This window comes from Streptomyces sp. NPDC002889 (genome assembly GCF_042888425.1).
Lineage (GTDB): Bacteria > Actinomycetota > Actinomycetes > Streptomycetales > Streptomycetaceae > Streptomyces.
Window position 1 is genome coordinate 353521 of sequence record NZ_JBIAPT010000003.1, and the last position, 24915, is coordinate 378435.

A 24915-nucleotide genomic window follows, 5' to 3' on the forward strand; every position below is an offset into this window, starting at 1 on the left:
CCACCCCGTTCGCCGCCCGCACCAAGATCGGCACCGGCTGGCAGATCTACAACCTGCTGATCTGAGCCGGTCCCGGTCCGCGCACTCCGCCCGCGGCTTCGCGGCCCGTCCCCGTCGTGGGACGAGCTGCGGCGCCGCGGGCGGATGCGTTAGGGTCTGCGACATGTTCGCGCAGCAGATCCAGAACTGGTGGTGGACCGCAGATCCGGCGGCCCACTGACTTTTTCGCGCAGACATCGAATCGCGAAGGCCGCCCGAGGGGCGGCCTTCAGTGTTTCCCGGACAGTGAGCCCGGAAAGCGGCGGCCGTTCCTCCCCCCGGAAGGAACCCACGCCCATGCCCCTCAGCCGACTGCTGGACGACGACTGCCCGCCCTTCGCCCTGCTGCGCCGCCGCACACCCGGCCACGACCAGGACACCGTCGAGGTGCTGATCGGTCAGGTGCACGAAGTCGAACGCCTCGCCGACATCCCTGTCGGCGACCGTCCCGCGCTCGCCCTGGTGCCGTTCCGCCAGATCGCAGAGCGGGGTTTCGACGTACGCGACGACGGCACCCCGCTGTCGGTGCTGGTCGCCGACGAGTGCCATGAACTGCCGCTCGCCGAGGCTCTCGCGGTACTGCCGCGGCACGCGGTACGGGTCGAGGGCGGCGCGTTCGACGTCGGCGACGAGGAGTACGCGGACATCGTCCGCCGGGTCGTTCAGGACGAGATCGGCCGGGGCGAGGGCGCGAACTTCGTCATCCGCCGCACCTTCACCGGGCAGATCCCCGGCTTCGGCCGGGCCGACGCGCTCGCCCTGTTCCGCCGGCTGCTGGCGGGCGAGCGGGGCGCGTACTGGACGTTCGTCGTGCACACAGGGTCGCGGGAGACGGGCGGACGCACCCTCGTCGGCGCGAGCCCCGAGGTCCATGTGCGGATGAGTGGCGGCACGGTCGTGATGAACCCGATCAGCGGGACCTTCCGCTATCCGCCCGAGGGGCCGACGCCCGAGGCGCTGCTGGGCTTCCTGGCCGACCGCAAGGAGTGCGAGGAACTCTCCATGGTCGTCGACGAGGAGCTGAAGATGATGTGCACGGTCGGCGACATGGGCGGGGTGGTGATCGGGCCCCGGCTCAAGGAGATGGCCCACCTCGCGCACACCGAGTACGAGCTGCGCGGGCGTTCCTCCCTCGATGTGCGCGAGGTGCTGAAGGAGACCATGTTCGCGGCCACGGTGACGGGCTCGCCGGTGCAGAACGCGTGCCGGGTCATCGAACGCTACGAGCCCCTCGGCCGGGACGGGACCGCACGCGGCTACTACGCGGGTGCGCTGGCGCTGATCGGGCGCGACACGGGCGGGTCCCAGACGCTGGACTCGCCGATTCTGATCCGTACCGCCGACATCGACGCGGACGGCTCGCTGCGGGTGCCGGTCGGGGCGACCCTGGTGCGGCACTCCGACCCGGCGGGCGAGGTCGCCGAGACGCACGCCAAGGCGGCGGGCGTCCTCGCCGCGCTGGGAGTACGGCCGGGGCGGCCGGCCGAGCGGGAAACACCGCCGCGGCTCGCGGACGACCCGCGGGTACGGGCGGCTCTCGACGCCCGCCGCGCCGATCTCGCCCCGTTCTGGCTGCGGATGCAGGACCGCTCGGCGCGGCTCGGCGGGCATGCCCTGATCGTCGACGGCGAGGACACCTTCACCGCGATGCTGGCCCATCTGCTGCGCTCGACCGGGCTGGAGGTGACTGTGCGCCGCTATGACGAGCCGGGCCTGCGGGAGCGCGTGCTCGCGCACGAGGGGCCGGTGGTGCTCGGTCCCGGCCCCGGCGATCCCGCCGACCGGGCCGACCCCAAGATGCGCTTCCTGCGGGCGCTCGCCGCCGAGCTGCTGCGCGAGCACCGGTACGGGCTGCTGGGTGTCTGCCTCGGCCATGAACTGCTGGCAGCCGAGCTGGGCCTGGACATCGTCCGCAAGGACGCGCCGTACCAAGGGGCGCAGGAGCGGATCGACTTCTTCGGGCGTACGCAGACGGTGGGCTTCTACAACAGCTTCACGGCGCGCTGCGACGGGGCGGCAGCGGCACGGCTGCTGGCGCGGCACGAGGTAGAGGTCAGCCGGGACCTCGCCTCGGGCGATGTCCACGGGCTGCGCGGCAGATCCTTCGCCTCGGTGCAGTTCCACCCGGAGTCCGTGCTCACGCTCGACGGCGCGGGCATCGTCGGCGAGCTGCTCGCCGCCGTACCGGAGCGCCGGCCGTAACCGTGGCCGGCGCGGTGGGGACCCGGACGTTCTCGCCGCGCCGGCCGGTGATGGGGGCGTCAAGGGAGTCGTCAGGGAATGCGGGGCATGGGCCGCACCTCGCGGATGTGCGGGCCATGCCCCGGCCCCGCCCACACCGAGCTCAGCCGAAGAAGACGCTGACCTCTTCGTAGAGCTTCGGGTCGACCGTCTTGAGCCTGGCCGTCGCCTCGGCGATCGGCACCCGCACGATGTCGGTGCCCCGCAGCGCAACCATCTTCCCGTAGTCCCCGTCCCGCACCGCGTCGATCGCATGCAGCCCGAAGCGGGTGGCCAGCCAGCGGTCGAAGGCGCTCGGGGTGCCGCCGCGCTGGACGTGGCCGAGGACCGTCGTTCGTGCCTCCTTGCCCGTGCGGCTCTCGATCTCCTTGGCCAGCCACTCGCCGACTCCGGAAAGCCGGACATGGCCGAACGAGTCCAGCGAGCCGTCCTTGAGCACCGCCTCGCCGTCCTTGGGCATGGCGCCCTCGGCGACCACGACGATCGGCGCGTAGCTGGCCTTGAAGCGCGAGGTCACCCAGGCACAGACCTGGTCGACATCGAAGCGCTGCTCGGGGATCAGAATGGCATTGGCGCCGCCGGCCAGCCCGGAGTGCAGGGCGATCCAGCCGGCGTGACGGCCCATCACCTCGACCACGAGGACCCGCATATGGGATTCCGCGGTGGTGTGCAGCCGGTCGATGGCCTCGGTGGCGATGCCGACGGCGGTGTCGAAACCGAAGGTGTAGTCGGTGGCGGACAGGTCGTTGTCGATGGTCTTGGGGACGCCGACACATTTGATGCCGAACTCGTCGTGCAGCCGCGCCGCGACCCCGAGGGTGTCCTCGCCGCCGATCGCGATCAGGGCGTCCACCTCGTGCTTGGCGAGGTTCTCCTTGATCCGGCGGATGCCGTTCTCTTCCTTGAGCGGGTTGGTGCGTGACGAACCGAGGATGGTTCCGCCGCGGGGCAGGATTCCCCGGACGGCCGGGATGTCGAGCGGGAGGGTGTCGCCTTCGAGGGGACCGCGCCAGCCGTCCCGGTAGCCGACGAACTCGTACGCGTACTCCTGCACACCCTTGCGGACGAGCCCGCGGATGACCGCGTTGAGGCCGGGGCAGTCGCCGCCCCCGGTCAGTACTCCGACACGCATGGAACTTCCCTTCGCCTGGAGAGCCTTATGACCGTCACGCTAATGGTGATCCAGGTCACTCAGGGATGGGGCGAAAGGTCAATTCCTGTACGTCATAGGGCGGTTGGCCGACCCTCATTCACCCGTACGGGTAAGGGTGAAACCGCTCGCCCGGTCAGATGCCGTCCAGGCCTGCCTCGATGGCGTACCGCACGAGCTCCACACGGTTGTGCAGCTGCAGCTTGCCGAGCGTGTTCTGCACATGGTTCTGGACGGTGCGGTGCGAGATGACCAGCCGCTCGGCGATCTGCTTGTACGAGAGCCCCTTGGCGACCAGCCGCAGCACCTCGGTCTCCCGGTCGGTCAGCTGGGGCGCCTTCGGGTCGTCCGCACCGGCCGCCGGCGCGGGCTCCGAGGCGAGACGGCGATATTCACCGAGCACCAGCCCGGCGAGGCCCGGCGTGAAGACCGGGTCGCCCACCGCGGTGCGGCGCACCGCGTCCGTCAGCTCCTCGGTGCTGGCCGACTTGAGCAGATATCCGGTGGCACCGGACTTGACCGCCTCCAGTACGTCGGCGTGCTCACCGCTGGCGGACAGCACCAGCACCCGCAGCGAGGGCTGCGAGCCGACGAGCTCCTTGCACACCTGGACGCCGGGCATACCGGGCAGATTGAGGTCGAGTACGAGCACGTCGGGGGCGACGGCCTTGGCACGGCGCACCGCCTGCGGGCCGTCGCCGGCCGTGGCGACCACGTCGAACCCGGCCGCGGCCAGATCGCGGGCGACCGCGTCCCGCCACATCGGATGGTCGTCGACCACCATCACCCTGATCGTCTGCTGGTCCGTCATTTCCCTGCCTTCCCCCGTGGAACCTTCAGTTCGACTTCCGTACCCTGCCCGGGCACCGAGATCAGCTCGGCCGAGCCGCCGAGCTCCCGCAGCCGCCCGCGGATGGACAGCGCGACGCCGAGGCGCCCCTCCCCCTCGGCCTGCGCGAGCCTGCCCTCGGGGATGCCCGGGCCGTCGTCCCGCACCGTGACGACGACCTCGTCCGGCCAGTCCTCGACCAGGATCCAGGCCTGGGCGCCGTCTCCCGCATGCCTGCGGACATTGTCCAGGGCGGCCCCGACAGCCGCTGCCAGCTCCCGGGCCGCGGGCGCATCGAGCAGCACGGGGGCACCCGGCTCGGCAAAGCTCACCTTCGACCCGGCGTGCGGGGCGAGCAGGGTGCGCAGGTCGTGCGGCCGATCGGACTCGTCGTCGTCGGGCACCTCCACGACCCGTACGACCGCGCCCTCCGACTCGTCCTCCCAGACCCGTGAGGTGGTCACCAGGCCCCTGGCCACCAGGGTGCGCAGGGCGACCTCCTGGTCGCCCGCCATCCGGCCGAGCTCGGCGGCCTCGCCGCCCAGCGCCGCACCGCGCCGCTGCACCATGGCCAGCACCTGGAGCACGCCGTCGTGGATGTCGCGGGCGAGGCGCTCCCGCTCCCGGGTCGCCGCCTCGATCTCCAGGGCGCGGGCGAGCGTGCGCTCCGAGGCGCGGGCCACCTCGACGACGTAACCGATGGCGATGGACGCGACCCAGACCAGGAGGACGTTGTGGAAGGTGTCCCGGCTGGGCTCGCCGCGCTCGACGATATTGGCGACCGCGACGAAGGAGGAGGCGACCCCGGCCCACCGCCAGCCGCCCTTGATGGCGAAGGCGAGGACCGACCCCGCCGTCCATATGGTCGGCAGCGTGGGGCCGTCGACCTGCTGGGCCTGGGCGTCGGCGAGCGGGGTCAGCAGAATGCCGGTCAGGGCGATGGTCAGATCGGCGACCAGGAAACCCCGGGTGCAGCGGGCCGCGTTCGCGACCTTCGGCAGCGTGACGAGCGTCCAGAGGACCATCACCGCCAGGAAGGCGGCCGCGACGCCGGAGCGCTCGAAGTTCTGCCGGGTGAAGACGAACAGGAGCACCGCGTAGACCATCGTCAGTACGCGGTACGCGGTGAGGGCACGCCACAGCGGCAGCTCGACCGACATCCGCACGACCCGCTCGCGCTTGGCCATTTCCCCCACCCCCGGACCGACGCCGCGGCTACGCGGCCGACCGGTGCGACTTCTTCTGTGCCTTCTGGGCCTTCTCCGCCTCGGCGCGGGCGGCCTTCTCGGCCTTGTCCGCCGCGGCCTTCTCCTCGGCGAGCTGTCGCTTGGCGGCCGTCGCGTAGATGTCCACGTACTCCTGGCCGGACAGCTTCATGATCTCGTACATGACCTCGTCGGTCACCGAGCGCAGGATGAAGCGGTCGTGCTCCATGCCGTGGTAGCGGCCGAAGTCCAGCGGCTTGCCGATCCTGATCCCCGGGCGCATCAGCTTGGGGATCACCTTGCCGGGCGGCTGGATCTTCTCGGTGTCGATCATCGCGACCGGGATCACGGGCGCGCCGGTGGCGAGCGCCACGCGCGCGAGGCCGCCCGGCTTGCCGCGGTAGAGGCGGCCGTCCGGGGAGCGGGTGCCCTCCGGGTAGATGCCGAACAGACCACCGGACTCGATGACCTGTACACCGGCCTTGATCGCCGCCTCGCCCGCACCGCGCGCGCCCGAGCGGTCCACCGGAAGCTGCCCGACGCCCTTGAAGAACGCGGCGGTGAGCTTGCCCTTGACGCCCGGCGACGTGAAGTACTCCGCCTTGGCGATGAAGGTCACCTTGCGGTCGAGAACCGCCGGGAGGAAGAACGAGTCCGAGAACGACAGGTGGTTGCTCGCGAGGATGGCGGGCCCCTCCGCGGGGATGTTCTCCAAGCCCTCCACCCAAGGCCTGAAGGCAAGCTTCAGCGAGCCTCCGATGGAGAACTTCATTGCGCCGTACATCAACTCGGGTGCCTCCTGTGTGCCGTCGAACAGACCTTAACCCTTGGGGGGCCCGCACTCCCTGCCGCGGTTCCATGCCGGAGGGCGGACGACCCTGGTCGGTGTCGGTCCGGTCGCGTACCGTGAAGTACACCGATTCGAACCTCATGCACGTCCCCACGAACATCCCCACGAACAGGAGGCCCTGGTGCCGGTCCTTCCTGGAGCCGAGCCGTATCGCCATGAAGGCGGCGAGGTCGGTGTCCTCCTCTGTCACGGATTCACCGGGTCCCCGCAGTCGATGCGCCCCTGGGCCGAATACCTCGCGGAACGCGGGCTGACGGTGTCCGTGCCGCTGCTGCCGGGTCACGGCACGCGCTGGCAGGACATGCAGGTGACCGGCTGGCAGGACTGGTACGCGGAGGTGGACCGCGCACTGCGCTCCCTGCTCGAGCGATGCAGCCAGGTCTTCGTCTTCGGCCTGTCCATGGGCGGGGCGCTCACCCTGCGGCTCGCGGCCAAGCACGGTGACGCGGTCGCGGGCATCGTCCTGGTCAACCCGGCGAACAGGATGTGGGGGCTCGCCGCCCAGGTGCTGCCCGTGGTGCGCCACCTGGTGCCCTCCACCAAGGGCGTGGCCAACGACATCGCCAAGCCGGGCTCCGTCGAGGTGGGGTACGACCGGGTGCCGCTGCACGCCGCGCATGCGCTGCGGTCGTTGCTGAAGCTGGTCGACGGTGAGCTGCCGCAGGTCACCCAGCCGATGGTGCTTCTGCACAGCCCTCAGGACCATGTGGTGCCGCCGGCCGACTCGGCGCGGATCCTCAGCCGGGTGTCGTCGAGGGACGTCTCGGAGATCCTGCTGGAACAGAGCTACCACGTGGCGACGTTGGACCATGATGCGGAGCGGATCTTCGAGGAGAGTTACGCGTTCATCGGCCGGCTCGCTCCGGGTGCCGGGACCGCCTGGTCCGCCACGCAGGAAGCCTTGGGAGGGAGCACAGCCGGTGGCTGAGCAGCACGACGCGGACCGCGAGCCGCAGCCGATCGACGAGGAGGCCGCCTGGGCGGCCATCATCGCCGGTTACGGCGAGGAGCCGGCCGACCCACCGGGAGCCAAGCCGTTCAAGTCGGTGGAGGACCTCGCCCTCCTCGAGGAGAGGGTGCACGAGGCCCCGGCGGGGAAGGACTCCGACGACGAGGACTCCGGTGCGGACAAGCCCGCGCTGGGCAGCTCGATCACCTTCGCGCCCGGGGTCGGCGGCCCGCGCGACTACCAGGTGGACGAGGCGAAGGACGACGACCTCGACGAAAGCGACGAGGGCCACTTCGTGCCTCCGGAGCCCCCGCCACTGCCGGAGGCGGACGTCACGTCCAGGTTCGCCTGGCTCGCGGTGGTCGGCGGCCCGGTGCTGATGCTGCTCGCGGTGCTGCTGCAGTGGGACATGACGTGGTGGCTGACGACGCTGTGCATCGGCGGCTTCCTGGGCGGCTTCGCGACGCTGGTGGCCCGGATGTCCCACGGCGACGACGAGAGCGACGACCCGGGCCGCGGCGCGGTGGTCTGAGTCCCCTTTCGTCGGCCGGACTGCGTCCGGCAGCGTGCGGCGGGGGCTGCCGCCCCCGCCCCGGGTCAGGGACGCGCAGGGGCCGTGTCCGGGACGTGAGGCGTCACAAGCCTTGAGCGGGACGGTTTCGGGTGAGCAGTCCCGGACACGAGCCCCGGAGCGGCCCACGTCACGCGGCCGGCCCGGTCCGCAGCCCGCTCAAGGACACCGCACCGCCGGGACCCGGAGCGCCGCCAGGACCGGGAGGTGGTCCGACGCCGCCTTCAGGTCCGGTTCCGTGATGCCCGGCAGGTGCAGCGGTACGCCACAGCCCAGCACCTCCACGTCGCGCGTGACGAAGACGGCGTCGATGCGCTGGTGCGGGTCGGTCGGCGTCGACGTGTGCTCCCCGCCCCAGGGGCTGACCGCCCAGCAGTCCTGCAGTTCGCCCGCGAGCCTGCGAAAGCTCCGCCCGCCCGGACGTTCGTTGATGTCGCCCGCCGCGATCGCGTGCGGGACGTCCAGCGCGGCCAGCTGCTCCAGCAGCATCCCCGCCTGGGCGTAGCGCTCGCCGGACTGCAGGCTCAGATGGCAGCTGAGCAGCCCGATCCGGGCGCCCCCGATCCGTACCACCGCCGTGGCGAAGCCCCGTCGGTGCAGGCCCGGCGTGCGCGGCAGAAGCACGTCCTCGGTGCGCTCCACGGTCGCCCGGAGTGAGCACAGCAGCATCGGCCCGGACGCGGTCGCGCCGCCGGCGAGCATCACCAGTTCGGTCCTGGCCGCGAGGCGTGCCGCGTGCTTGCGCCAGCGGAAGAATCGCGGGGCCTCCTGGAGGAACACCAGGTCGGGCTCGCATGCGCGGATCACTCTCGCCAGTGCGTCCTCGTCGTCGCGCATGGAGCGGATGTTGTAGCCGAGGACCCGGATCACCGCCGAACCGTCCGGCTCGGTCCGGGAGTTGGGCAGCGTACGCGTCGTACTCATGGCCATGTGGATCAACATACGACGGTGCCCGCCGCAACCCCAGAGGGCGCGACGGGCACGGATGCACCGCGGCGGCGGTTCAGCCCTGGCGTGCCAGGTCCGCCGCGCCCACCAGGCCTGCCTTGCCGCCCAGTTGGGCGGCGAGTACCTGGGCGTGCGGACGGAACTGGCCGCCGACCAGCCAGCGCCGGAAGGACTTGCGGATCGGGCCGAGTACCAGCTCGCCCTCGTCGGAGACACCGCCGCCGACGATGAACGCCGACGGGTCGAAGAGCGAGGCCAGGTCGGCGAGGCCCGCACCGGCCCAGCGCGCCAGCTCGCGGAACGAGTCGAGCGCGACGGGGTCGCCCTGCCGGGCGGCCTGGCTGATGTGCTTGCCCTCGATGCCGTCGATGGTGCCGTTGCCGAGCGCGAGGAGCACCGTGGCGTTCTCCGGCGTGGCGTTGGCGCGCTGCTTTGCGTACCGCACCAGGGCGCGGCCGGATGCGTACTGCTCCCAGCAGCCCTGGCTGCCGCAGCCGCACAGCAGTCCGTCCGGCACGACGCGGATGTGGCCGAACTCGGCGGCCACGCCGAAGCGGCCCCGGCGCAGCTTGTTGCCGATGATGATGCCGCCGCCGAGGCCGGTGCCGAGGGTGATGCAGATGACGTCCTCGTGGCCCTGGCCGGCGCCGAAGCGGTACTCGCCCCAGGCTGCGGCGTTCGCGTCGTTCTCGACCACGACGGGCAGGCCGACGCGCTGTTCGACCTTGTCCTTGAGGGGTTCGTGCCGCCAGTCGATGTTCGGCGCGAACAGCACGGTGGCGCGCTTGTCGTCGACGTAGCCCGCGGCGCCGATGCCGACGGCCTCGATGGCGTGCCCCTTGCCGGCCCCGGCGACGGCCGCGGAGATCGCGTCGACGATGCCCTCGGGAGTCGACGGGGTGGGCACCTTGTGCGTCTCGAGAATGGTGCCCTCTTCGTCGACCACGCCCGCCGCGATCTTCGTGCCGCCGATGTCGACGCCGATGGTGAGTCCCATGTGTCCCTCAGTATTCGGTCGAGCCCCGCTACGGCCAACGGTACCCGAGGGCGGGCACGGCCCGGTCAGTCCAGGTCGATGTGCTCGCTCGCCGCGGGGCCCTCGTCACGCGGGTCCGTGGCGTCCTCGGCGGTGTTCGGCCCTTGTGTCCAGCGTCGCTCATGACCCTCGACGGCGGATCGATAGGCGGCGAGCAGCTCGTTGCCGGCGGCCGCGAGGTGGTCGAAGACCTGCGGGTTGCGCTCGATGACCGGCTCGACGGCGGCCTTCGCCTGACCGACGAGCTGTTGGACGGCGCTCTGGGCTGCCATGCCGGGCAGTGACGTCTGGAATGCGGAGACCTTGTCGGCGACCGCGTCGAGGAGCTTCTTCAGTTCCTCGGCGGCCGAGCCGGGCTGCGGGCCGTACTGTGCGCGGCGGCGGGCCCGCTCCTCCTGAAGGTCCTCCTCGCACGCCGTGGCCCACGCGTCGTCGTCGACGGCCGGACGCTCGGTGGCATCGCTCATGGCGTACTCCTGCGGCAGAACTGAGAGTTTGTACGCTCGACGTTACCCGAATGGGGGGTACTGCGTTCAGCGACCGCGCGGCCACAGTCCGGGGTCGGGTGTGAAGCGCACGCTCAGTACACCTTCCTCGAGCGACGCGCCCGCCACGGTGCAGCGCCGCAGGGCGGACGGCAGCGGAAAGATCCTCCGGAACGGCCCGACCGTGATCAGGAGTTCATCCCCCCGGCGGACAAGAGTGAGCTGCTCCTTGACGGCGCCGGGCACCGGGATGTGCCACAGGAGAGTGCCGTCGTCCACCGGCTCCGGTTCCTTGGGGAGCACAGCGTTCCTGCCGTGCCGGTGGTTGTCCGTGCCCGCGAGCCCTCGGCTCTCCTCGGCGAGCACGAGGGCCTGCGCGTACACGTCCTCGACCCGCCACGGGTCCGGGCGCCGTTCCTCCCGGTCCCGGTGGAGCGCGACGAGCAGCCCGTCGATGCCGGCGTCCTCGCCCTCGGCGAAGTCCCGCTCGAACGAGGAGCGGTTCGAGCCGGTCCGCAGCAGCGCCAGGTCGTCCAGGCCGCGCGGGTCCCGGCCCAGATGGCGCAGTTCGCAGACCGGGCCGGCCGGGAGCCACGCGTCGAACCACTCGTCGAGGCACTTCTGTTGCTGGGCGGCGAGGACGGCGACCCAGGTGTCGGCACCGTCGCGCGGCACGCACCGGTTCGCCACGATCATGTCGACGGCCAGCCCGTGCAGATTCGTCCCGGTGCGGGCGGTGCGCAGCGCGTCGGCCGCGGCCGGTCCCGGCTCGGCGACGACGGTCAGGCTCGTGTTCCGGGACTCGATCACCGACTGGACCCCGGCCAGTTCCGTGTCCCAGCGCTCGGCGGTCTCGTACAGCCACTGCGCGGGCATCGGTACCCGCGCGAGCTGGGCGAGCACCGGACGCAGCGCGCGGGCGGCCTGCCGTTCGGGCGGCAGGAGCCGTCGCAGATAGCGGCGCAGCTGCTCGGGGAGGGCCAGCAGCGCGATGGTCTCGCGCAGCGGCGGCATGTCGACGACGACCACGTCCCAGTCGCCGCGCGCGGCGACGGTCAGGGCGCGCAGCAGCGCGAACTGCTCGCTGCCGGGGAGGTCCGTCAGCTCCTCGTCCTCCAGCGGCCGCGCGCCCAGCAGACCGAGCAGGGCGGAGCCGCGTTCCTGCAGCGACAGGAACTCCGTGCGGAAGTCGGCGCCGGGCTCGATCCGGGCGGCCCACAGCCCGTCCGCGACCTCGGCCGGTGCTCCGAGCCGCGCGGAGAGCGGCGCACCGAGGACCTCACCGGGCTCGGCGGACAGGAAGAGCGTGCGCTTGCCGGCCCGGGCCGCGGCGAGCGCGGTGGCCGCGGCGACGGTGGTACGGCCCGCGCCGCCGAGGCCGGTGACGAGGACCCTGCGCATCAGGCGGCGGCGCCGCTCTCGACGCGCTTCTTCAGACCGGCCAGGGCGCGGTCGATGATGACCTTCTCGGCCTTGCGCTTGATCATGCCGAGCATGGGGATCTTGACGTCGACGGTCAGCTGGTAGGTGACCTCGGTGCGGTCGCCGCCGCCGACCGGGGCGAGGGTGTAGGAGCCGTCGATGGCGCGCAGCATCTGGGACTTCACGAGGGTCCAGCTGACCTCGTTGTCGCCTTTCCAGGTGTACGCGAGGGTGTGGTCGTCCTTGATCGCTCCGGCGTCCAGCACCAGTCGGACCTGCTCGGCGCGGCCCTCGGCGTCCTTGGCGAGCACCTCGGCCTGCTTCACCTCGCCGGTCCACTCGGGGTAGCGGGTGAAGTCGGAGATCACTTCCATCACCTCGGCCGGTGCCGCATCGATCGTGATGCTCGAGCTGGTGTGTTCCGCCATCGCTGCGGCTCCTCACATGCGGTACGGCCGGGGGTGGTGTAGTGCTGTGCAGGTTATCGCGACCGGGCGGCCGGTCAGCGAGGCAGTGTCCTCGCGGGGCCGGATCCGCACTCTCCACGGGCCCGCCTCACCACTCGAGGGACCAGGGGCGCCCGGTGGAGGCGAAGTGTCCGACGTTCACGCACTCGGTCGCGCCGATGCGCATCCGGCGGGCGAGGGGCTGGTGGACATGGCCGAAGAGGGCGTACCGCGGCCGGGTGCGCCGGATCGCCTCGAGCAGGGCCCCGCTGCCGCGCTCGAAGCGGCGCGCGACGGTGTCGTAGGTCAGTTCGGGGACATCGGGCGGAATGTGCGAGCAGAGCACGTCGACCTCGCCGAGCGCCTCGATCTTGGCCGCGTACTCCTCGTCGGAGATCTCGTAGGGGGTGCGCATCGGGGTGCGCAGGCCGCCGCCGACGAATCCGAAGACACGACCGCCGATCTCCACGCGTTCGCCGTCGAGGACGGTGGTGCCGGGTCCGGCGTACTCCGGCCAGAGAGTCGGAATGTCGACATTGCCGTAGGTGGCGTACGTCGGGGTGGGGAAGGCCGCGAACAACTCGGCGTACTGGCGGCGCACGGCCGACTCGATGACGCTCTCGCGGTCCGCCTCCAGCTCCGACCAGAGCCTGCGGGCCAGCTCACGGGCTTCCTCGAAGCGCCGGGCGGTGCGCAGTTCCACGATCAGATGGGCGTTCTCGACGCCGAAGAGGTCGGGGAAGATGCCACGCGAGTGGTCCGCGTAGTCGAGGAAGAGGACCAGGTCGCCGAGACAGATCAGGGCGTCGGCGCCGTCACCCGCGGTGGCGAGGTCTGCTGCATTGCCGTGCACGTCACTGACCACATTGACTCGCATACCTCGCATGACGATCACCCTAGAACGCACGTTTGTCGCTGGATAGAGGGGGTGGGCTCCGCGGCTGTTTCCGGGCCGTCATCGAAGTGGACTACTGTGCGCGAAGTACATCCATGAACGTGTGACGCATGGAACATCTGGCCGGGACCCCCTATCGGGAACCCAGTACTGGTGGGTAACGTCCGGGCAGTCCAGTCGTGCTCACCCCCACCCCGAGCACCTGCCCGATCTTGGACCGCAGCCGGCGCATCACACAGAGCCGTGGCGCCGGAGCCCGATGAGGAGCAGCAGTCTTGCGCGAGTTCAGCCTTCCGGCCCTGTACGAGGTCCCCACGGATGGCAATCTGACGGATCTCATCCGCCGCAATGCCACGCAGCATCCCGATGTCGCGGTCATGAGCCGCAAGGTCGACGGTGTCTGGACCGATGTCAACGCCGTCCAGTTCCTTGCCGAGGTGCGGGCCGCGGCCAAGGGCCTCATCGCCTCCGGCATCCGGCCCGGTGACCGGGTCGGGCTCGTGTCCCGCACCCGCTACGAGTGGGTGCAGCTGGACTTCGCGATCTGGAGCGCGGGCGCGGTCACCGTCCCGGTGTACGAGACCAGTTCGGCCGAACAGATCCAGTGGATACTCGGCGACTCCGGCGCGGTCGCGGTGATCGTGGAGAGCGGGGCGCACGCCGCCTCCGTCGAGTCGGTGCGGGACGGGCTGCCGGCCCTCAAGCACGTCTGGCAGATCGAGGACGGCGCGGTCGAGGAACTCACCGCCGCCGGTGCGGAGATCTCCGAGGAGACGGTCGACGAGCGCGGCGCGGCGGCCAAGGCCGACGACCCGGCGACGATCGTCTACACCTCGGGCACCACGGGCCGCCCCAAGGGCTGTGTGCTCACCCACCGCAGTTTCTTCGCGGAGTGCGGCAACCTGGTCGAGCGCCTCAAGCCGCTGTTCCGTACGGGCGAGAGCTCCGTGCTCCTGTTCCTGCCGGCCGCGCATGTCTTCGGCCGCATGGTCGAACTCGCCGCCGTCATGGCGCCGATCAAGCTCGGCTGCGTGTCGGACATCAAGAACCTCACCGACGAACTGGCCTCCTTCAGGCCGACGCTGATCCTCGGCGTACCGCGTGTCTTCGAGAAGGTCTACAACTCGGCGCGGGCGAAGGCCCGGGCCGACGGCAAGGGCAAGATCTTCGACAAGGCGGCCGACACGGCCATCGCCTACAGCCGGGCCACCAGCACTCCCGAGGGCGCATCTCTCGGACTCAAGATCAAGCACAAGGTCTTCGACAGGCTCGTCTACAGCAAGCTGCGTGCCGTGCTGGGCGGGCGCGGCGAGTACGCGATCTCCGGTGGCGCGCCGCTGGGTGAGCGGCTCGGCCACTTCTACCGCGGCATCGGCTTCACGGTCCTGGAGGGCTACGGCCTGACCGAGTCGTGCGCGGCGACCGCGTTCAGCCCGTGGGACCGGCAGAAGATCGGCACGGTGGGCCAGCCGCTTCCCGGCTCGGTGGTGCGGATCGCGGACGACGGCGAGATCCTGCTGCACGGCGAGCACGTCTTCCAGGGCTACTGGAACAACGAGGCGGCGACCGCGGAGGCACTGACCGACGGCTGGTTCCACACCGGCGACATCGGCACCCTGGACGAGGACGGCTACCTCGCGATCACTGGCCGCAAGAAGGAGATCCTGGTCACCGCGGGCGGCAAGAACGTCGCTCCCGCGGTGATAGAGGACCGCATCCGCGCCCATGCGCTGGTCGCGGAGTGCATGGTGGTGGGCGACGGACGCCCGTTCGTGGGGGCGCTGGTGACCCTCGACGAGGAGTTCCTCGGCCGCTGGGCCGCGGACCACGGCAAGCCGGCCGGTTCCACGGCGGCGGCGCTGCGCGAGGACCCGGAGCTGCTGGCCGAGGTCCAAAGGGCGGTGGACGACGGCAACGCGGCGGTCTCCAAGGCGGAATCGGTGCGGAAGTTCCGTATCCTCACCTCCCAGTTCACCGAAGAGGCGGGCCACATCACGCCGTCGCTGAAGCTGAAGCGCAATGTGGTGGCGAAGGACTTCGCCCACGAGATCGAGGCGATCTACGGCGCCTGAGCGAACTCGCTCGTACCGGGGGCCGCTGCCCCCGGAGCCAGCGCCTCGATCTTCCGGGCCACCAACGGGGCTGGACGTGCCCGGTCGGACACGTCCAGCCTGTCCGGCGAGGACACTCCCCCTGCGCCCTGCGGGTGTGAAAGGTACGCCCGCCTCCGCCCGTATTGGGCCGGAGGCCTGCCCCGGTTTCGGCACGTGGGGGTCCCCCACACCGCCAGACGCAGGGGAAGGGGTGGGGGACGACCCGGCGCAGCGAGCGGCCCTCGCGCGCTACCACGCATCCTCCGCGAGGATCCTGGCCATGTTCCGTTCGGCAAGTGCGGTTATCGTGACGAACGGGTTGACCCCGAGGGAGCCGGGGACCAGGGCGCCGTCGGTGACGTAGAGGCCCGGATACCCTGTGGCGCGGCCGTAGTTGTCGGTCGCGCGGCCCAGTACGCAGCCGCCCAGCGGGTGGTACGTGAAGTCGTCGGCGAAGATCCGGTTGCCGCCGAACAGGTCGTAGCGGTAGATCGTCACGTTGGCCCGGTTGACGCGGTCGAAGAGCGACTTCGCCGCGGTGACCGACGGCTGGTTCTGGGACCGGCTCCAGTTGAGTCTCGCGGAGTCGGTCGCCGCGTCGTAGCTGAAGGTGCCGCGCTCCGGGTTCTTGGTGATCGCCAGATAGAGGCTGATCCAGTGCTCGAATCCCATCGGCAGCGGCGCGATCTCGGCGAACACCGGACAGGTGGGATTCGACCAGTCGTCGATACCCATGGCGGGCATCGTCGCCTGGTTGGCTCCGACGGTGTCCCACATGTGGTTGGCCCGAGCGGCCATCACATTGCCGTTGTGGCCCCAGCCCCTGCCGACCTCGGGGCTGAGGTCGGGCAGGGTGCCCCTCTCCCGCGCGCGCAGCAGGATCTCCGTGGTGCCGAGGCTGCCGGCACCGAGGAACAGCCGCCGGCAGCCGACCTCGACGATCCTGACGACCCGGCCCGTGACGTCCGTCTCGTGGACCGTCAGCACATAGGTGCCGTCCGCGTTTCTGCGTACGGCCGCGACGCGGCTCATCGTCCGTATGGTGACCTTCCCGGTGCCGAGCGCGGCCGCCAGGTAGGTCTTGTCGACGCTGCGTTTACCGTGGTTGTTGCCGTAGATGACCTCGCCGCCGAGCGCCGATCTGACCGCCTGGCCCGCGGCCTCGCGCTGCATGTATCCGAAGTCGTAGACGCTGGGCACGAAGACGGTCCGCAGGCCCGCGTTGTGGGCGTGCTTGCGGGAGATCCGCGAGAAGCGGTACCACTCGGTCGACTCGAACCACGACGGGTCCACGGTGTTGACTCCGAGCATCTGCCGGGCGCGGGGGAACCAGGTGCCGTACATCTGGTCCGCGTCGACCTGGGGCAGCACCTCACAGAAGTACGCACGCGGCGGGGTCACCGCCATGCCGCCGTTGACCAGTGATCCGCCGCCGACCCCGCGCCCCACGAACACGGACATGTCGGCGTACCGGACCCGGTCGAGCACGCCGGGGTAGGGGCTGATGTCCTTGTTGACGACGTCCAGCCACAGGAAGGTGGCGAGCGGCGCCTCGGTGCGGGTGCGGAACCACATGGCGCGCTGGTCGGGCGCGCCCGTACTGCAGAAGACCTTTCCGTCCGGGCCGGGGGTGTTCCAGAGCCGGCCCATCTCGAGGACGAGGGTGTCGATGCCCGCCTCGCCGAGGCGGAGCGCGGCGACTGCCGCGCCGTAGCCGGAACCGACGACGACGGCGGGTGCGTAGTCGGTGGCCGGGGGCTCCACGGCGGCTGCCGCGGAGAGACCGATGCGGGTGAAGCCGAGCGCCGAGGCCGCCTGCAGGGCAGCGATGCCCAACAGGTGACGACGCGTCAGATGTGGTGTCATGTCCGGAGCATGGGCGGATTTTCACATTCCGCCCAGCTCTCGGACGACTCCGGAACTGACTACCCGTCAAAAAGTGTTTACGCAGCTCAGCGAAGTGTCAGAGCGGGACCGGCGCGGGCTCACAGCAGCGTTCTGAGCGTGTCCGCCAACAGGTCCCAGCGCCACTTCTCCTCGACCCAGGCCCGGCCCCGCTCCCCCATCCGCCGCCGCAGCTGCGGATCCTGGAGCAGGGTCACGATCCGCTCGGCCGCCGCCGCCTGCGAACCGCCGGGGACCACCCAGCCCGTCTCGCCGTCGAGCACCGCGTCCGGCGCGCCGCCCGAGTCGCCCGCCACCACCGGCAGTCCGGTCGCCGAGGCCTCCAGGTACACGATGCCGAGGCCCTCGACGTCCAGGCCGCCCCTGCGCGTGCGGCACGGCATGGCGAAGACGTCTCCCGCCCCGTAGTGCGCGGGGAGGTCCGCCCAGGGCACGGCCCCGGTGAAGTGCACGGACTCGGCGACCCCGGTGCGGGCCGCGAGCGACCGCAGGTCCTTCTCGTACGGGCCGCCGCCCACTATCAGCAGTACGGCGTCGGGCACCCGCGCCAGGATCGCCGGCATCGCGAGGATCAGGGTGTCCTGACCCTTGCGCGGTACCAGCCGCGAGACGCACACCACGACCGGCCGCTCGCTCAGCCCGAGCCGGGCGCGGACCTCGTCTCCGCCCGAGCCGGGGTGGAAGGTCTTCTCGTCCACACCGGGCGGCAGTTGGACCATGCGCCCCGCTGCCGCCGGTGTCAGCGCCGCGGCGATGCGCGAGCGCGTGTACTCGCCCAGATAAGTGATCGTGTCCGTACCCTCGCCGATCCGGCGCAGCAGCTGCCGGGACCCGGGCAGCTGCGCCCAGCCCGCCTCATGGCCGTGGGTGGTGGCCACCAGCCGCCGCGCCCCGGCCCTGCGCAGCGCCGGGGCCATCAGTCCGAGCGGGGCCGCCGCCCCGAACCACACGGACTCGCACCCGTGCTCGCGCAGCAGCTGGGTAGCCCTGCGGGTGACGCGCGGGGTCGGCAGCAGCATCGTGGTGCGGTCCCGTACGACGGTGAACGGCTGCTCGGCGTCGAAAGCCTCCGTCGCCTCGATGCCCTCGCGGCTGCGCCTCCAGGTGGAGGCGTAGACGACGAGCTGTCCGGGATCCAGCCGCAACGCCATGTTGTGCAGGAACGCCTGGATGCCGCCGGGCCTGGGCGGGAAGTCGTTGGTCACGATCAGGGTCTTGTGCATCGCCGCCGACAGTACCGAACGGCCCCGCCTCACCGCTCCCGCCCGTCCCCGACCGGCATCATGGGCGCAACCCGTTCCCGTACGAATCGGACGTGGTGCTCATGGCGGACGCACCCGGCGCACGGCCCGAGGGCAGGGCGTGGATCCTCACCTGGCTCCTGAGCAGGGCCGCGCTGCTGCTCTGCGTCCTCAAGGTCGTGACGATTCCGGGCCCGGATGTCACCAGCGATGTCGCGGTGATCTACCAGGGCTGGTCCGAGGTGCTCAGGGCCGGTACGTATCCGGTGGACGACATCACCTGGCAGTACCCGCCCGGCGCCGCGCTCGCGCTCCTCTCCCCCGCTCTGCTGCCCTTCCTCGCCTACCCGACCGCGTTCTTCGTCCTCGCCCTGCTGTGCGATCTGCTGGTTCTGGGCATGCTGCGGCACGCGGAGCGCGGCGGGGGCGGGCACCGTGGCACCTGGATGTGGATCGTGGGCCTGCCGCTGCTCGGCCCGACCGCGTACGCCCGCTTCGACGTGATGGTGACCGCCGTCGCCGTCGCCGCGCTCCTCGCCGGAAGCACCGCCGGGGCAGTCCACCGGCCCCGCATCCTGGGGGCGCTGGCCGGCTTCGGGGCGCTGCTGAAGGTGTGGCCTCTGCTGCTGCTCGTCGGCACACCGCGCGGGCGGGCGACACGGCGCTCCTGGGGCGCGGCGGCGGCCACCGCCGGCGGGCTCGCCCTGCTGCTGTGGGCGGCGATGCCGGGCGCACTCGTGTTCGTCACCGCCCAGCGGGACCGGGGCACCGAGATCGAGTCGCTGGGCGGGACGGTCCTCCATGTGGCGCGGCACTTCGGCTGGCAGGGACAGGTCCTGCTCAGCTACGGGTCGGTCGAGTTCATCGGCCCGTACGTCCCGCTCGTCAGCAGGATCGCGCTGGGGCTCACGGTGGCCGCGGCCCTGTGGCTGGCCGTGTGGCGGCTGCGGGCAAGGAGGTTCGGTCCCGGCACCGTGTGCGACGCGGCCTTCGCCGCCACCCTGCTGTTCACCGTCACCAGCCGGGTGATCAGCCCCCAGTACCTGCTCTGGCTGGTGGGCCTGGCCGCGGTGTGCCTGGTCCACGCCCGCAGCCCGATGGTGCTCCCGGCCCGGCTGGTACTGACGGCGACCGGAGTCACCCTGCTGGAGTTCCCGGTGTGGTTCGCGCAGGTGGTGGCGAGCGACCCGCTGGGGGTGCTGCTGCTCGTGCTGCGCAACGGACTCCTAGTGACCGCGGCACTGATCGCCTGCGCCCGGCTGTGGCGGCGGACGGTCCCGGCCTCCCGCGGCCGTGGGAGCGTCACTCCAGCCGCTCCCGAAGATAGTCCCGCCACAGCGAGGTGAACTCCGCAGGGGTGGTGCCCAGCACTTCGCCCAGCGCCCTCTCGACCGCCACGTCCCGGTGCTCGCCCTCGCCCACGGACCGGTAGAACGCGGTGAGCTGCTCCTCGCCCCAGCGCTCCGCGATCAGCTCACAGGCCAGCCAGCCGCCCTCGTACGCGCGCGCCAGCGCGTTCGTGTCACCGCCGAACGCGAAGTCCTCGTCGTCCGGCAGTGCCACGGGCACCTCACCGGCCCGGACCGCCGTCTGCAGCTCGGAAGCCGTCTCCCCCGCCGTGCGGCCGCTGCCGCGGTACGCCACCCAGTCCGCGAAGCCCTCGGAGAGCCACATCGGGGTGGCCGCCGAGGTGTGGGCGCGGGTGGCGACATGGGTGGTCTCATGCGTCAGGACGATCCGCCGGCCGAACTCGCTGAGCACCCCGTACGCATCCGGGTTCACGATCACCCGGTCCGCCGACGAGCGCCCCGCCGGTGCGCTCTCTCCGGTGGTGACCGCGGCGATCCCCCGGTATCCGGCCGCGGGAACCCCCAGCAGCCTGCCCATGGCCTCCACGGACGACGGCACGAGGACCACGACCCGGCCCGGCCACGTCGACGGCCAGGCCCGTGAGACGACGGGCACGGCACGGTCCGCGGCCGCGGCGAGTGCACGCAGGCGCTTGCCGTCCTGGCCGACGCCGAGGACCAGGCTGCGGCTGCCCCGTACGACCTGGACCTCGCCCTGCTGCCACAGCAGCTGGGAGCTGCCGGTGCCCGCGCGGTCCCCGGTCACGTACCAGCGGCCGTCGCGTTCGCTCAGCTCCAGCGTGCGGGAGGTGGTCACAGGGGCGGAGTCGTATCCGGCGATGCGGTAGCGCAGCTCGGTGTCGGCGACGGCCCGGGCCCCCCGGTGGCGCACACCCTTGACGCGGTACTCCCAGGAGCCCAGCGGCACATCCGCGAGGTGGTCGAACTCCTTGCGCTCCCGCGCGCGCAGCGTGGCGGCCGACGGGTCGAGAGCCGCGAGATACCCGCCGATGTCATGGCTGAGCACGGCCTCCGCGCGTGCGTCCAGCGTCTCCTGGATGCCGGTGAGCGTGGCGTCGGTCCGGTCGGGGGCGGCGGTGCAGCCGCCCACCAGCAGCAGCGCGGCGAGGCCGAACCCCGCCGTACGCCGTATCGCCGCGCGCCGTGTGCGCCCCGTATGTCCCTGACCTGCCACGCCGTCGATCGTACGGAACGTGCGCGGGAACCGGCGGGGGAAGCGGGCGGGGCCCGGTGCCGGACGGGCCCGGGGACCGGGCCCACGCTGCTCAGACGCGGGTGACCGCGTGGATGGGCATCATGCCGACCGGGTCGTAGCGCACGGACGCTCCCGGATAGGGCGCGTGCACCACCTGACCGTTGCCGACGTACATCCCGACATGGCTGGCGTCACCGCGATAGGTGACGATGTCGCCGGGCTGCGCCTGGGACAGCGGGACCTGGCGGCCCGCGTGCGCCTGCGCCTGGGAGGTGCGCGGCAGGCCCACGCCCGCCTGGGCGTACGACCACTGGGTGAGCCCCGAGCAGTCGAAGCCGGTCGGACCGTTCGCGCCCCACACATAGGGCCGGCCGATCACGCTGCGGGCCGCGTGCACCGCGGCAGCGGCGTGCGAGGAGCCGGGCGTAGGAACCGGCAGATCGGGCAGTGTCCGGTCGCTGCCGGAGCGGGAGACCCGGTCGTACGCCGCGCGCTCATGGTCCGGCAGGGAGTTCAGCAGTCGGCGGGCCTCGGTCAGCTTGCGTTCGACCACGCGCTTGTGCCGGGCCACGGCGCTCCGGCTGCGCTCCAGCTCGAGCAGGTCGCGACTCGCCTCCGCGCGCTCCTGCCCCAGGTCGCGCTGTGCCCGCCGCAGACCGTTCAGAGCCGCGCTCTGGTGCTCGCTGACGCGGTCCAGGGCCGACGCTGCCGTCAGATAGCCGTCCGGGTCCTCGGAGAGCAGCAGCGCGAGGGCGGGGTCCACACCGCCCGAGCGGTACTGGGCACCGGCCATCGAGCCGAGCGCGCCACGCATCCGGTTGATGCGCTCCTGGCCGCGGGCGACGCTGTCCTGGGCGTGCGCGACGTCCTCGCGCAGCTCCTCGAGACGCTCACCGGCCTTGTTGAAGTGCTCGGTGGCCCGCTCGGCCTCCTCGTACAGCCGGTCCACCGTGGCGCCGGTGGCGGTCGCGGGTCCACGCGGGTCCGCGCTCGCGGGTACGGCACCGAGAGCCGCTGCGGCCGTTGCCGCCGCGGCGGACAGGACGGTGACCCGGGCGCTCTGACTGAGGCCGGACTGTGCGGGTCGGCGGTGAGACACCACAGGCCGCGCTCCCTTCCGCAGGTACTGGGGGACAGTGCGCGGCAGAGAGTAGCCGTGCGACCACGCGGCGGCCAACGACCGCACCGGGCACACAAAGTGACGCCCCACCGGAGACCACAGGTCACCGGCGGGGCGTCACGTCAGCACGATATGACTGAATTCCCCCGTTCGGGCGGGCGCGTGAGCCCGCCGAACGATTCGTCAGATCCGTACGCCGAACTGGAAGGGCATGTTGTTGATCGACTCGTAGCGCACGCTCGCACCCGGCTTGGGCGCGTGCAGGACCTGGCCGTTGCCGGCGTAGAAGCCGACGTGGTGCTGGTCGCCGTAGAAGATGACCAGATCTCCCTGCTGGAGCGCGCTCTGCGAGTAGATCCGGCTACCCGCGTTGGCCTGGGCCTGCGAGGTGCGCGGTATGGAGACACCGGCCTGCGCGTACGCCCAGGAGGTGAGGCCGGAGCAGTCGAAGGAGCTCGGGCCGGAGGCGCCGTAGACGTACGGCGAGCCGATCTTGGACTGCGCGGCGGCGAACGCGGCACTTGCACGCTGCGAGGCGGGAACGGCGTTGCCGAGGTCCGCACGCGAACTGGCCCGGTTGGCACGGGAGTCGTCGGCGGCGAGCGCGGCACGCTCGGCGGCGGTGAGGGAGTTCAGCAGCTTCTGCGCGGAGGCGAGCTTGCTCTGGACTTCCTTCTTCTTCTCGCCGAGCTCCTTGCGGGTGTCCGCGAGGTCGCCGAGTTTGTCCTGGGCCTCCTGGCGCTGCTGCGCGAGGGTGCGCTGCTTGGCCTGGATCTCCTGGATCGCCTCGGTCTGCTTGGCGCCGAGCTGGTCCAGCGCGGAGGCCTTGTCCAGGTAGGTGTCCGGGTCACCGGAGAGGAAGAGCTGCACGGAGGGGTCGATACCGCCGGAGCGGTACTGGGCGCTCGCCACCGAACCGAGGCTGTCCCGCAGGGTGTTGAGCTCGTCCTGACCGCGGGCGACCTTGTCCTGCAGCGCGTCGATCTGCTCGTCGAGCTTGTCCTGCTGCTCCTTGGCCCCGTTGTACTTCTCGGTGGCCTTCTCCGCCTCTTCGTAGAGCTGGTCGACCTTCTCCTTGACCTCGCTCTTGCTCGGCTTCGGTTCGGCCTGGGCGCTCTGGGCGGTCATGGCGACGGCCGCGGCGGCGGTCGCGGTGAGCACGGTCACGCGGGTGCGGCTCGGCTGCTTGGGACGACGGTGGGACGCCACGAAGGCGAGCTCCTTCTTCCTCGAGCCGCCTACCGGGCTGTGGGGGGTTTGATCCCCGGCGTCGGTGCGTCGGATCCCTCCGGGGAAAAAGGGGCGAACTGCACAAACTCGGCGGTTCCTTCGCTGTCACCCCGGATGGGCGATCAACCGCGCGAAGGTTCGAGGCCCGACCCTAGTGACCTTCTTGTGATCAGTTCAAATCCTCGAGCGAAAAAACTCACCGCCACGCGGATTATTTACTTGCATCACACGCGTAGTAGTGGCCACTTGACGCAACGTCCCGCCAACATCATCACGAATTCGGGCATATGCGACGGGAGTTACGAGACGCGCGAAAGCCGCTTCAGCAACAATGCGGACGCGACCGGTCGGGCTCCCGCCTTGGCCACCCCGTCAGCCACCTCACGGTCGGTGGAGACCACCACCACAGGACGGCCGGGCGGCTCGGCCCGCACCAGCTGACGGATCAGCTCGTCCGCCGTCACCCCCGGCTTGGAGAACAGCACCCGCACCCCGCGCGGGGGCGCCAGCAGCACCGGCGCGGCCAGCTCGGCACCGTCGAAGACACAGGTGATCTCCGCCCCCGTCTGCGCGGCGAGGACCGACAGACCGCCCAGCAGCCGCAGCCGCTGCTTCTCCAGCGGCATCGTCGGATAGCCGGTCTTGGTGACGTTGTAGCCGTCGACGACCAGATGCGCCTGGGGCAGCGCGAGCAGCTGGTCGAGCAGGGCGGGATCGGTCTCGGACAGGGCACGCGCCGCGATGTCCTTGGGCGACATCCGGCCGGGCTCGACGGCGTCCACGGTGTCCGCCGGGTGAATCCCGGCCGGCGGCAGCGCCAGCTCACGACGCAGCCCCTGGGCCGCGTCCAGCACCGTGTCCAGCAGCAGCCGCAGCCGCATGTCCTCGATGGAACGCCCCTCACGGGCAGCCCGGCGGCCGGCCTCCACGGCGGCCTCCGCCTCCCCCAGCCGCGCCTTGAGCCGCCGGCTCTCGCTCTCGGCCGCCGACACCTGGGCCGCGCCCTGCGCCTTGATCGCGTCGATCTCGGCGGCCGTACGGCGCAGGGCGGCCTCGCCGCGCTTCACATCGGCCTGGGCGCTGCGCAGTTTGCGGTGCAGCGCATCGGCCTCCTTGCGCACGCTGTCCAGCTCGGCGCGCAACCGCTCCGTCTCGCTCCTGGTGTGGTCGCGTGCCTCGGCGAGCTCCGCGCGCAGCCGCTCCAGCTCGCGCCTGCCCTCCTCGTCGGCGCGCTCGGCCGCGGTGCGCTGGGCCTCCTCGCCCGCGGCGGCGACCAGTTTCACCCATCCGGAGGGACGCAGGACATAGGCGGCGGCCGCCACGTCGACGGGATCGGCGGCCGCGGGCGGGGAGCCGGACTCGAGCGCCTGGGCCAGCTCCGGCTGCGCCTGGCCGATCCGTTCACCGATGCGCTGGCGGAAGACCGGATCGCTCTCCAGGGCCGCGGCCATCGCATTGCCGGCGAACTTGGCGCGCCGGGACGGGGTGAAACGGGCGTACTGCCGCAACTGGGCCGGGAGTTCGGCGACCGTCAGGCCGCCGAACGCGTCCGAGACCAGGGCGACGACCCGCCGCCGCACACCTTCCGGCAGCGGGCGGTCGAGCGCCTCGGCGGCGTCACCGGCCGCACCGGCCGGCTCAGCGCCGCTGTGTGGCTGCTCCACGATCCGTCACCCCTACTGCCCGTCTGCCTGT

At 71.4% G+C, this 24915-nt stretch carries 22 protein-coding genes; 6 read left to right on the forward strand and 16 right to left on the reverse strand.

Going from position 1 to position 24915, the window contains the following annotated elements:
- The first annotated feature begins 163 nt into the window (after positions 1-163).
- Positions 164-220 carry a trp operon leader peptide gene (locus ACFYWI_RS06595; protein ID WP_389226329.1) on the forward strand — a complete coding sequence of 19 codons (57 nt, stop codon included), beginning with the start codon at positions 164-166 and terminating at the stop codon, positions 218-220.
- A 116-nt stretch (positions 221-336) separates the two neighbouring features.
- On the forward strand, positions 337-2241 hold the full coding sequence (locus ACFYWI_RS06600; RefSeq protein WP_389226093.1) for a chorismate-binding protein: 1905 nt from the start codon (positions 337-339) through the stop codon (positions 2239-2241).
- A 142-nt stretch (positions 2242-2383) separates the two neighbouring features.
- Here ACFYWI_RS06600 and ACFYWI_RS06605 read toward each other — a convergent pair whose 3' ends face one another.
- The 4 genes from ACFYWI_RS06605 to ACFYWI_RS06620 all read right to left on the reverse strand — a co-directional run bounded on the left by ACFYWI_RS06605 (position 2384) and on the right by ACFYWI_RS06620 (position 6251).
- On the reverse strand, positions 2384-3412 hold the full coding sequence (locus ACFYWI_RS06605) for a 6-phosphofructokinase (RefSeq protein WP_389226096.1): 1029 nt from the start codon (positions 3410-3412) through the stop codon (positions 2384-2386).
- Between the two features lie 154 nt (positions 3413-3566).
- Positions 3567-4241 (reverse strand): response regulator, encoded by a 675-nt coding sequence (locus tag ACFYWI_RS06610; RefSeq protein WP_389226099.1) that lies wholly within the window; start codon positions 4239-4241, stop codon positions 3567-3569.
- Positions 4238-5446: a MacS family sensor histidine kinase gene (macS, locus tag ACFYWI_RS06615; protein WP_389226101.1), complete on the reverse strand. Its 1209-nt coding sequence runs from the start codon at positions 5444-5446 to the stop codon at positions 4238-4240. The genes ACFYWI_RS06610 and macS overlap by 4 nt, the downstream gene beginning before the upstream one ends.
- Before the next feature lie 28 nt (positions 5447-5474).
- A complete protein-coding gene (locus ACFYWI_RS06620) occupies positions 5475-6251 on the reverse strand; it encodes a lysophospholipid acyltransferase family protein (protein ID WP_389226104.1) in 777 nt (258 codons plus the stop codon).
- A gap of 184 nt (positions 6252-6435) precedes the next feature.
- Here ACFYWI_RS06620 and ACFYWI_RS06625 point away from each other — a divergent pair, with 184 nt between their 5' ends.
- Positions 6436-7242 (forward strand): alpha/beta hydrolase, encoded by an 807-nt coding sequence (locus tag ACFYWI_RS06625; protein ID WP_389226106.1) that lies wholly within the window; start codon positions 6436-6438, stop codon positions 7240-7242.
- The gene (locus ACFYWI_RS06630) at positions 7235-7795 is read left to right on the forward strand and encodes a hypothetical protein (RefSeq protein WP_389226109.1); all 561 of its coding nucleotides are present in this window, start codon (positions 7235-7237) and stop codon (positions 7793-7795) included. Before ACFYWI_RS06625 ends, ACFYWI_RS06630 begins: the two co-directional genes overlap by 8 nt.
- 198 nt (positions 7796-7993) lie before the next feature.
- Here ACFYWI_RS06630 and ACFYWI_RS06635 read toward each other — a convergent pair whose 3' ends face one another.
- The 6 genes from ACFYWI_RS06635 to ACFYWI_RS06660 all read right to left on the reverse strand — a co-directional run bounded on the left by ACFYWI_RS06635 (position 7994) and on the right by ACFYWI_RS06660 (position 13036).
- A complete protein-coding gene (locus ACFYWI_RS06635) occupies positions 7994-8764 on the reverse strand; it encodes an endonuclease/exonuclease/phosphatase family protein (RefSeq protein ID WP_389226112.1) in 771 nt (256 codons plus the stop codon).
- A gap of 73 nt (positions 8765-8837) precedes the next feature.
- Complete coding sequence (locus ACFYWI_RS06640) at positions 8838-9779, reverse strand: ROK family glucokinase (RefSeq protein WP_389226115.1); 942 nt, start codon at positions 9777-9779, stop codon at positions 8838-8840.
- A 65-nt stretch (positions 9780-9844) separates the two neighbouring features.
- Positions 9845-10285 (reverse strand): DUF5304 domain-containing protein, encoded by a 441-nt coding sequence (locus tag ACFYWI_RS06645; RefSeq protein WP_389226118.1) that lies wholly within the window; start codon positions 10283-10285, stop codon positions 9845-9847.
- Positions 10286-10351: 66 nt separating this feature from the next.
- Positions 10352-11704 (reverse strand): ArsA family ATPase, encoded by a 1353-nt coding sequence (locus ACFYWI_RS06650; protein ID WP_389226120.1) that lies wholly within the window; start codon positions 11702-11704, stop codon positions 10352-10354.
- Positions 11704-12153 carry an SRPBCC family protein gene (locus tag ACFYWI_RS06655; protein WP_389226123.1) on the reverse strand — a complete coding sequence of 150 codons (450 nt, stop codon included), beginning with the start codon at positions 12151-12153 and terminating at the stop codon, positions 11704-11706. The genes ACFYWI_RS06650 and ACFYWI_RS06655 overlap by 1 nt, the downstream gene beginning before the upstream one ends.
- Before the next feature lie 127 nt (positions 12154-12280).
- Positions 12281-13036 carry a metallophosphoesterase gene (locus ACFYWI_RS06660; protein ID WP_389226332.1) on the reverse strand — a complete coding sequence of 252 codons (756 nt, stop codon included), beginning with the start codon at positions 13034-13036 and terminating at the stop codon, positions 12281-12283.
- 305 nt (positions 13037-13341) lie between these two features.
- On the opposite strand from ACFYWI_RS06660, the gene ACFYWI_RS06665 reads away from it, so the two are divergent.
- On the forward strand, positions 13342-15138 hold the full coding sequence (locus tag ACFYWI_RS06665) for an AMP-dependent synthetase/ligase (RefSeq protein WP_389226126.1): 1797 nt from the start codon (positions 13342-13344) through the stop codon (positions 15136-15138).
- A gap of 270 nt (positions 15139-15408) precedes the next feature.
- Here ACFYWI_RS06665 and ACFYWI_RS06670 read toward each other — a convergent pair whose 3' ends face one another.
- Together ACFYWI_RS06670 and ACFYWI_RS06675 are read right to left on the reverse strand one after the other, a co-directional pair.
- Positions 15409-17025, reverse strand: a complete 1617-nt coding sequence (locus ACFYWI_RS06670) for a GMC oxidoreductase (protein WP_389226129.1) — start codon at positions 17023-17025, stop codon at positions 15409-15411.
- Positions 17026-17144: 119 nt separating this feature from the next.
- Positions 17145-18287, reverse strand: a complete 1143-nt coding sequence (locus tag ACFYWI_RS06675) for a glycosyltransferase family 4 protein (RefSeq protein ID WP_389226132.1) — start codon at positions 18285-18287, stop codon at positions 17145-17147.
- A 101-nt stretch (positions 18288-18388) separates the two neighbouring features.
- Here ACFYWI_RS06675 and ACFYWI_RS06680 point away from each other — a divergent pair, with 101 nt between their 5' ends.
- Positions 18389-19651, forward strand: coding sequence for a glycosyltransferase 87 family protein (locus ACFYWI_RS06680; RefSeq protein WP_389226335.1), 1263 nt, complete (start codon positions 18389-18391; stop codon positions 19649-19651).
- On the opposite strand, the gene ACFYWI_RS06685 is transcribed toward ACFYWI_RS06680, so the two are convergent.
- The 4 genes from ACFYWI_RS06685 to ACFYWI_RS06700 form a co-directional block, all read right to left on the reverse strand.
- Complete coding sequence (locus tag ACFYWI_RS06685) at positions 19608-20849, reverse strand: hypothetical protein (RefSeq protein WP_389226135.1); 1242 nt, start codon at positions 20847-20849, stop codon at positions 19608-19610. The two genes, ACFYWI_RS06680 and ACFYWI_RS06685, sit on opposite strands and share 44 nt — an antisense overlap.
- Before the next feature lie 91 nt (positions 20850-20940).
- Positions 20941-21972, reverse strand: coding sequence for an NlpC/P60 family protein (locus ACFYWI_RS06690; RefSeq protein ID WP_389226138.1), 1032 nt, complete (start codon positions 21970-21972; stop codon positions 20941-20943).
- 201 nt (positions 21973-22173) lie between these two features.
- Complete coding sequence (locus ACFYWI_RS06695) at positions 22174-23199, reverse strand: NlpC/P60 family protein (protein WP_389226141.1); 1026 nt, start codon at positions 23197-23199, stop codon at positions 22174-22176.
- Positions 23200-23519: 320 nt separating this feature from the next.
- Entirely contained in the window at positions 23520-24884 is a 1365-nt protein-coding gene (locus ACFYWI_RS06700) for an NYN domain-containing protein (RefSeq protein WP_389226144.1), read from the reverse strand.
- Between the last annotated feature and the right edge of the window lie 31 nt (positions 24885-24915).

Bases quoted from the DNA above. Each gene is read 5' to 3' on its own strand.
- ACFYWI_RS06600 (WP_389226093.1), top strand. From the start codon at position 337: ATGCCCCTCAGCCGACTGCTGGACGACGACTGCCCGCCCTTCGCCCTG.
- ACFYWI_RS06605 (WP_389226096.1), bottom strand. From the start codon at position 3,412: ATGCGTGTCGGAGTACTGACCGGGGGCGGCGACTGCCCCGGCCTCAAC.
- ACFYWI_RS06610 (WP_389226099.1), bottom strand. From the start codon at position 4,241: ATGACGGACCAGCAGACGATCAGGGTGATGGTGGTCGACGACCATCCG.
- macS (WP_389226101.1), bottom strand. From the start codon at position 5,446: ATGGCCAAGCGCGAGCGGGTCGTGCGGATGTCGGTCGAGCTGCCGCTG.
- ACFYWI_RS06635 (WP_389226112.1), bottom strand. From the start codon at position 8,764: ATGGCCATGAGTACGACGCGTACGCTGCCCAACTCCCGGACCGAGCCG.
- ACFYWI_RS06640 (WP_389226115.1), bottom strand. From the start codon at position 9,779: ATGGGACTCACCATCGGCGTCGACATCGGCGGCACGAAGATCGCGGCG.
- ACFYWI_RS06645 (WP_389226118.1), bottom strand. From the start codon at position 10,285: ATGAGCGATGCCACCGAGCGTCCGGCCGTCGACGACGACGCGTGGGCC.
- ACFYWI_RS06650 (WP_389226120.1), bottom strand. From the start codon at position 11,704: ATGCGCAGGGTCCTCGTCACCGGCCTCGGCGGCGCGGGCCGTACCACC.
- ACFYWI_RS06655 (WP_389226123.1), bottom strand. From the start codon at position 12,153: ATGGCGGAACACACCAGCTCGAGCATCACGATCGATGCGGCACCGGCC.
- ACFYWI_RS06670 (WP_389226129.1), bottom strand. From the start codon at position 17,025: ATGACACCACATCTGACGCGTCGTCACCTGTTGGGCATCGCTGCCCTG.
- ACFYWI_RS06675 (WP_389226132.1), bottom strand. From the start codon at position 18,287: ATGCACAAGACCCTGATCGTGACCAACGACTTCCCGCCCAGGCCCGGC.
- ACFYWI_RS06680 (WP_389226335.1), top strand. From the start codon at position 18,389: ATGGCGGACGCACCCGGCGCACGGCCCGAGGGCAGGGCGTGGATCCTC.